We start from the raw sequence: 6,658 nt of genomic DNA on the forward strand, positions 1-6,658 counted from the left end.
GATGGGAGAACATCGGTGCCCTCTCCCTATCGGCCCCCCCCCCCGCCCCGCGGCGGGTCCCAAACCCGCCCCCCCCCCCCCACGGGCGCCGGCCCGGGAATCCCAGCGGATTCCCGGGCATCGCCCGTTCTGCGTTCGTGCCGGTGCCTGCGTCCGCCGTCAGGAGCGCCCGGCGCGCAGCTCGGGGAGCTGCAGCATCTCGGTGTCCTCGTGCGGCGTCAGGTCGACCACCTCGGGGCGGCCGTGCTCGGCGTCCGCCAGCGGGGCCGGCTCCGTCCGGGCCGGCTCCACCGGAGGGGCCTGCTCGGCCGAAGGCGCCTGCTCCACGGGGAGGGCCTGCGCCGCGGGGGCCGCGTAGCGGACGCTCTCGGCCAGGGCCTCGTCGCCGACCACGTCGGCCAGGTCGGCCAGGTCGGCCAGGTCGCCGACGGCGGGCGCCGGGGCGGCGGCCCGCAGTGCCGCGGCGGTGGCGGGCCGGCCGAAGAAGCTGAATCCGGGGCCCCGCCCGGCCGCCCGGACGCGGGCGGCGGGCACGACGGTGCCGGTGCGGGGACGCAGCGCGGGCGGTGCGGTGAGCGGCCGGTCGGCAGCCGGCTCGGGGGCCGGCACGACGGCCGCCGGGGCGGTCTCCCGGGCCTTCGGGCGGGCGACGGGCACCGGCTCGGGCATCCGCGGCCGGAGCTCCAGCTGGGCCCGTGCCTCGCCCTCGCGGCGGCGCGCCTCCGCCTCGTTGCCGACGCGCTCCAGGTGGCGCAGCGCGGCGGCGGCCCGCACGTACGCGGCCGGGCTGGCCGGGTGCTTGGGGCGGGCGGCCTCCAGGGCGCGCTTGGCGGCCTCGGCCTCGCGCATGGCCTGCTCGGCGACCGCGACGGCGCGCTCGCGCAGCAGGCGGGCGATCTCGGTCTCGGCCTTGGCGAGCCGGGACTTCTCGGCGGTCAGCCGGCGGCCGAAGCGGGTGGCCCGCTCCTCGGCGACCTCGGCCGCGTACTCGGCCTCGGCGAGCTGCTCCTCGAACCGCTCCTCCAGGCGCAGCCGCCTGGTCGCGGCGAGCTGCAGGGCGGCCCGGGCCGCACGGTCGCGCTGGCGCAGCAGGAGGCCGAGTCCGACGGCCGCGACCACGGCGGCGACGCCGACGGAACGCGCCACCACCGGATCCGGTGTGGCCACCAACGCGGCCACGGCGGCGAGCACGAGCACACCGATGGCGACAGGTGGCGCGTAGCGGCCGAGGACGGAGGAATGACGGTGGCGTCCACGAGACATGCCAAGAAACTAGCGTGCGAATCGGGGCCCTGTCAGCCTCGCCACTCATTCGGCTCTTGACAGCCCGTCGGAAATACTCGGCGCTCTTGGGCAATCACGTGCCGTTACCATGGCGGGCGTCATTCCGACCGTTGAGCGAGGTGCCCGTGTCCCCCGGTTTCCGTGTGCACCCAGGCGAGTTGACCGCGGCCGGGCAGGCCGCCCGGCGGACCGCGGAGCAGCTGCGCGCCGATGCCCGTGCGGTGCTCGGTCCGGCCGACGCGGCGGCCGCGGCGCTGCCGGGCTGGCGGACGGCCGCCGCGCTGCGGGACTGCGCCGATGCGTGGCACCGGCTGTTCGAGCGGCTGGCGGACGACCTCGGCACGATCGGCGCCGATCTGGTGCGGACGGCCGACGGCTACACCGCCGCCGACGAGTCCGTCCGCCGCAGCCTCACCCCGGCGGGCTGAGGTGGACGCCGCCGCGCTGGCCGCCGCCCGGCCGGCCGAACTGCCCGCCGCCGCGACCGCGTACGGCGCCCTGGCCGCCGCGCTGGAGGGGCACCACCAGGCGTGGGCCCGGCAGACCGCGGGCGGGGTGCACGGCTCCGGCTGGCAGGGCCGGGCCGCCGAGCTGGCGGGTGCCGCGGTCGACCGGGCCACCGGCCGACTGCAGGCGGCCTGGGTGGAGCTGACGCTCGTCCAGGAGACGCTGCGTCAGGCGGCGGAGGCCTTCGCGGTGGCGCAGGCGGCGCTGCCGGGCGATCCCGCGGGTGCGGTCGCGGCGGCGGAGCGGGCGGACGCCGCGGCCGCCGAGCGGCTGACGGCACTGGCCGCGGCGGCCCGGGACGGCCGGGCGCTGACGCCGGCCGCGGCGGTGGCGGGCCTCGGCCGGCTGTCCGACCCGCGGGAGCCGCTGAACGCCGCGCTGCGGGCGCTGCTGCCGCCGCCCGGCGCCGGCCCCGGCGAGGTCGCCGCCTGGTGGCGCGCTCTGGCGCCGGGCGCCCGTGCGGCCCTGACGGAGGGTCGACCGGACCTGGTCGGTGCCCTGGACGGGCTGCCCGCCCGCGACCGGGACCGTGCCAACCGGCTGCAGCTGTCCCGGCTGCTGGAGCACCCGGACGTGCTGCCCGGCCCGCTGCGGGAGGGCCTGCGGGCGGTCGCCGCCCGGCTGGCCGAGGGCGATCCGGCGGGCGGCGACCTGCTGCTGCTCGCGCTCGGTGCACAGGGCCAGGGCCGGGCCGTCCTCGGGTACGGCGACCCGGACACCGCGGACGACGTGGCGGTGTACGTGCCGGGCTTCGGCACCGAGCTGGCCGCCGCGGGTCGCGGGGACGCCGAGCGGGCGGAGCGGATCCGCACCGCGGCGGCCCGCTGCGGGGGCGGCCGGACGACGGCGGCGATGGTGTGGCTGGGCTACGACGCCCCGCCGAACGAGGGGCTGAGCCTGCGCTCCGCCGAGGTCGCGGGCGACGCCCGGGCGAAGGCCGGCGCGGCCGACCTGAACCGCTTCCTGGGCGGGCTGCGGGCGGCCCGGCCGGGGGAGCCGGCGCACGTCACCGCGGTCGGGCACAGCTACGGTTCGCTGGTCGTCGGGCTCGCCGCCCGGCAGGACGGCACCGGGATGGACGACGTGGTGCTGGTGGGCAGTCCCGGGGCCGGGGTGGACCGGGCGGACCGGCTGAGGGTGGGCGCCGGCCACGTGTACGTCGGGGTGGCCGAGCACGATCCGGTGGGACGGCTGCCGGCCGGTTCCGGGGTGGCCGGCGGGATGCTGCTGGGCGGCCCGGCCGCGGCGGCGCTCGGGCAGGCGGCCGGCCCGGACGAGCTGTGGTTCGGCCGGGACCCGGCGGACGCCGGCTTCGGTGCGCACCGCTTCGAGGTGGCACCGGGCGATCCCGAGCACCCGTTCGCCAGCCACTCCGCGTACTTCGACGCGGCACCGGACGGGCCGTCCGCCTCGCTGGAGAACATCGGCCGGGTGGTCGCCGGGCGGGGCGCGGAGACCACCGCGGTGCCGCCGCGCTGAACCCCGCGCCGGAGTCCGGAACGGCCGGACCCCGGAAGGGGCGGGTCAGCGCGGGGAGGGCTCGGCCGGGTGGCGCCGGCCGTTGTCGTGGTCCTCGGGCAGCCGGAGGATGTGCTGCAGCCAGAGCGCGGCGGCCATCACGGCGGCGCCGGCCAGGACGGCGAAGCCGGCGGTGACCGCCTGCGACTTGCGGGCGGCGATGTCGAGCTGCTCCAGCAGGTAGACCCCGGTGCCGGCGTAGATGCCGGTGACCACCGCGGAGACCAGTGCGCTGGCCTGCGCGAGCACCAGGGCCCGGGCGGCGTGCAGCGGGTCCACGCCCTTGGCGTCCGGCTGCCGCTCGCGGACCGCCTTCAGCCGGGAGCGCAGCGAGATCGCGGTGGCGAGCAGCACCACGGCGACCGCCGCGAGCACCAGCGGTGCCGCGGCCGGGACACCGGGCAGGCTGCCCAGCGACCCCCAGAGTTTGGCCCCGGACCAGGAGAGCACCCCCGCCACGGCGGTGATGCCGAGCAGCAGGCGCAGACGGAGCGGCTTCACGCGGACGATGTCCTTCCCGGCGGAGGCGACGGACTGCTGTCCCTGACGGACCGTCGCGGTGCGGCGGTGCGTGCCCACCGTACCGGGCCGTCGCGCGCCACCTGTACGGACGGCCCGGCGGGCGGGGAAGTTCCCGCCCGCCGGGCCGTGCGGCGGTCCTACTCCGGCAGGCGCAGCTGCAGGTCGGCGCGGCGGCGGACGCCCTGGGCGTCCTCGCCGCCGAGCTCCTTCAGGAGGTCGGCGACCTGGCCGCGGCCGGGTACCTCGGCCGTGGGGTCGGCGTCCAGCCAGGGGGCGAGCACGAAGGCGCGCTCGTGGGCGCGCGGGTGCGGCAGCAGCAGGTGCGGGTCGTCGCTGAGGACGCCCTCCACGGCGAGGATGTCGACGTCGAGGGTGCGCGGGCCCCAGCGGACCTCGCGGACCCGCCCGAACGCGTCCTCGACGGCGTTGCCGCGCTCCAGCAGCGACTCGGCGGGCAGCGTGGTGCGCAGCAGCACCACGGCGTTGAAGTAGGACGGCTGGTCGGCGGGGCCGCCGACGGCGTCCGTCTCGAACACTCCGGAGACCGCGGTCACCTTGATGCCCGGGGTGTCGGCGAGGGCGTCGACGGCTCCCTGGAGGGTCTCCAGGCGGTTGCCGAGGTTGGCGCCGAGGGCGATCGCGGCGTGGCGGACGGTCTGCAGGGTGGAGTCGGCACTGTCCACCCGGCGCTCCAGGTCGAACGTGGTCGGCGAGGCGGTCGGGTCACTGGTGCTCATCGGGTTCCCTCTGCGGCTCGGGGGCGGGGCAGCCGGCACGTCATGCGCGGCCCCGGTGGATGGTGACGGTCACGTCGTCGAACGGGACGGTGATCGGGGCGTCCGGCTTGTGCACGGTGACCTCGACCTCCTGGACGGGCTCGTGCTTGAGGCACTGGTCCGCGATGCGCTGGGCGAGCGTCTCGATCAGGTCGACGGGGTCGCCGGCGATCACCGCGGTGACCTCCTCGGCGATCACGCCGTAGTGGGCGGTCTTGGTGAGGTCGTCGCCCGCCGCGGCCGGCCGGGTGTCCAGGAAGAGCACGAGGTCGACGACGAAGGTCTGGCCCTCGAGGCGCTCCCGTTCGAAGACGCCGTGGTGGCCGCGGGCACGCAGGCCCCGCAGGGTGACGCGGTCCAGCAAACGAATCACTGCTCCCAGGAAGACGGCCCCGACCGAGGACAGGGCGAAGGCGGGCACCGTCGCCCGCCGTCCCTCGAATCTACCTCCGGGTGCCCGCGGTCCAGACCGTCTACCCGGCAGGGCGGGGCGCCACGCGCGCCGGATCGGCGATTGACGTGAACGTTTCGTGCCGTTCCGGCGACGCTGCGGGGCCCTCCTGCGGGGTCAGTCCTCGTCCTCGTCGTCTCCGCTGGTCAGAACGGGTGAGCCGTGGTGCGACCAGATCCGCCAGCCGTCCTGGGTGCGGCGGAAGAGGTTGGTGGAGACGACCTTGCCGCCGACCAGCGGGCCGAGTTCGCCCTCCTCCTCGGCCTCGCCGCCGGAGAGGATGTTCTCGGTGCAGGTGACGAGGGCCACATCGCCCTGCACCTCGCACTCGACGTCGGTCAGGAAGAACTGGATGTACTCGGTGTTGGCCATGATCAGCATGTACGAGCGGGTGACCTGGGCCCGCCCGCGCAGCACCGGCCAGCCCGGGTGGACGCAGACCACGCCGGTCTTGTCGTCGGCGTCCCCGGCGCCCAGCCAGATGGCCTCGACGGCCTCCAGGTCGCCGTTCTCCAGTGCTTCGTAGAGCGCCTGGTTCGCCGCCAGGACGGCCTCGCGGTCCACTTCCAGGGCCGCCGCCCGGTCGCCGCTCATCGTGCCGCCTCCGATCGGCGGGCCGGCCTCGTCGTCGTCCCGCACTGTGTCTCCTGCCGGGCTCCTGCCACGCCTACCCCCTTCGGGCGGCCTGCTGCCAGGCCGCGACCACTCGTACGGCGTCCGCCGTGCCGGCCACGTCGTGCACCCGGACGGCCCAGGCGCCGGCCCGGGCGGAGAGCACGGAGACCGCCGCGGTGGCGTCGTCCCGCTGCCTCGCCGGGCGCAGCTCCCCGGTTTCCGGGTTGGCGAGCAGCGTACCCAGGAAGCGCTTGCGCGAAGCGGCGACGAGCACGGGGCGGCCGAGCGCGGTCAGCGCGTCGAGCCGGCCGAGCAGGGCCCAGTTGTGCTCGGAGGTCTTGGCGAAGCCGAGGCCGGGGTCGAGGACGAGCTGCTCCTCCTTGACGCCGGCGGCCAGCAGGGCGGCCACCCGGGCGGTGAGTTCGGCGGTGACGTCGGCGACCACGTCGTCGTAGACGGCGAGGGAGTCCATGTCGGCGGACTGGCCGCGCCAGTGCATCACCACGAAGGGCGCGCCGGTGGCGGCGACCACCTCGGCCATCCCGGGGTCGGCGAGGCCGCCGGAGACGTCGTTGACCAGCCGGGCGCCGGCCTCCACCGCGGCGGCGGCGACGTTCGCCCGCATGGTGTCCACCGAGACGACCGCGCCGGCGGCGGCGAGCTCGCGGACGACGGGGACGACCCGGCGCAGCTCCTCCTCCTCGGTGACCCGCTGGGCGCCGGGCCGGGTGGACTCGCCGCCGACGTCGATCAGGTCGGCGCCCTGGGCGGTGAGCCGCAGGCCGTGCGCCACCGCCGCGGCCGGATCGAGCCACAGGCCGCCGTCGGAGAAGGAGTCGGGGGTGACGTTCACCACCCCCATCACGGCGCAGCGGTCGAGGGTCGGGAGGCCGGGCAGGTTGTCCATGGGGCCATTATCGAGCCACCCGGCGGCCGGATCGGGCCGCCGGAACGCGCCCGCGGCGGGCACCGGGGTCCGGTGCCC

The 6,658-nt window shown here is 77.2% G+C and carries 8 protein-coding genes; 2 read left to right on the forward strand and 6 right to left on the reverse strand.

Translation table 11 applies throughout. From position 1 onward, the window contains the following. Positions 1-159: 159 nt before the first annotated feature. Positions 160-1,263, reverse strand: coding sequence for a hypothetical protein (locus ABZ641_RS22030; RefSeq protein ID WP_344622563.1), 1,104 nt, complete (start codon positions 1,261-1,263; stop codon positions 160-162). 179 nt (positions 1,264-1,442) lie between these two features. Between ABZ641_RS22030 and ABZ641_RS22035 the strand changes: the two genes are divergently transcribed. After that, a complete protein-coding gene (locus ABZ641_RS22035) occupies positions 1,443-1,712 on the forward strand; it encodes a hypothetical protein (protein WP_344622564.1) in 270 nt (89 codons plus the stop codon). Position 1,713: 1 nt separating this feature from the next. After that, positions 1,714-3,270 (forward strand): alpha/beta hydrolase, encoded by a 1,557-nt coding sequence (locus ABZ641_RS22040; RefSeq protein ID WP_359984163.1) that lies wholly within the window; start codon positions 1,714-1,716, stop codon positions 3,268-3,270. Positions 3,271-3,315: 45 nt separating this feature from the next. Here ABZ641_RS22040 and ABZ641_RS22045 read toward each other — a convergent pair whose 3' ends face one another. The 5 genes from ABZ641_RS22045 to folP all read right to left on the reverse strand — a co-directional run bounded on the left by ABZ641_RS22045 (position 3,316) and on the right by folP (position 6,580). Then, positions 3,316-3,810: a DUF3180 domain-containing protein gene (locus ABZ641_RS22045; RefSeq protein WP_344622566.1), complete on the reverse strand. Its 495-nt coding sequence runs from the start codon at positions 3,808-3,810 to the stop codon at positions 3,316-3,318. A gap of 158 nt (positions 3,811-3,968) precedes the next feature. Next, positions 3,969-4,568: a 2-amino-4-hydroxy-6-hydroxymethyldihydropteridine diphosphokinase gene (gene folK / locus ABZ641_RS22050; protein WP_344622567.1), complete on the reverse strand. Its 600-nt coding sequence runs from the start codon at positions 4,566-4,568 to the stop codon at positions 3,969-3,971. Positions 4,569-4,608: 40 nt separating this feature from the next. Further along, positions 4,609-4,968 carry a dihydroneopterin aldolase gene (gene folB / locus ABZ641_RS22055; protein WP_344622614.1) on the reverse strand — a complete coding sequence of 120 codons (360 nt, stop codon included), beginning with the start codon at positions 4,966-4,968 and terminating at the stop codon, positions 4,609-4,611. Positions 4,969-5,175: 207 nt separating this feature from the next. After that, the gene (locus ABZ641_RS22060) at positions 5,176-5,652 is read right to left on the reverse strand and encodes a nuclear transport factor 2 family protein (protein WP_344622615.1); all 477 of its coding nucleotides are present in this window, start codon (positions 5,650-5,652) and stop codon (positions 5,176-5,178) included. Between the two features lie 73 nt (positions 5,653-5,725). Further along, positions 5,726-6,580 carry a dihydropteroate synthase gene (gene folP, locus ABZ641_RS22065; protein ID WP_344622568.1) on the reverse strand — a complete coding sequence of 285 codons (855 nt, stop codon included), beginning with the start codon at positions 6,578-6,580 and terminating at the stop codon, positions 5,726-5,728. Positions 6,581-6,658 lie beyond the last annotated feature (78 nt).

This window comes from Kitasatospora sp. NPDC007106 (genome assembly GCF_040634455.1).
Classification (GTDB): domain Bacteria; phylum Actinomycetota; class Actinomycetes; order Streptomycetales; family Streptomycetaceae; genus Kitasatospora; species Kitasatospora arboriphila.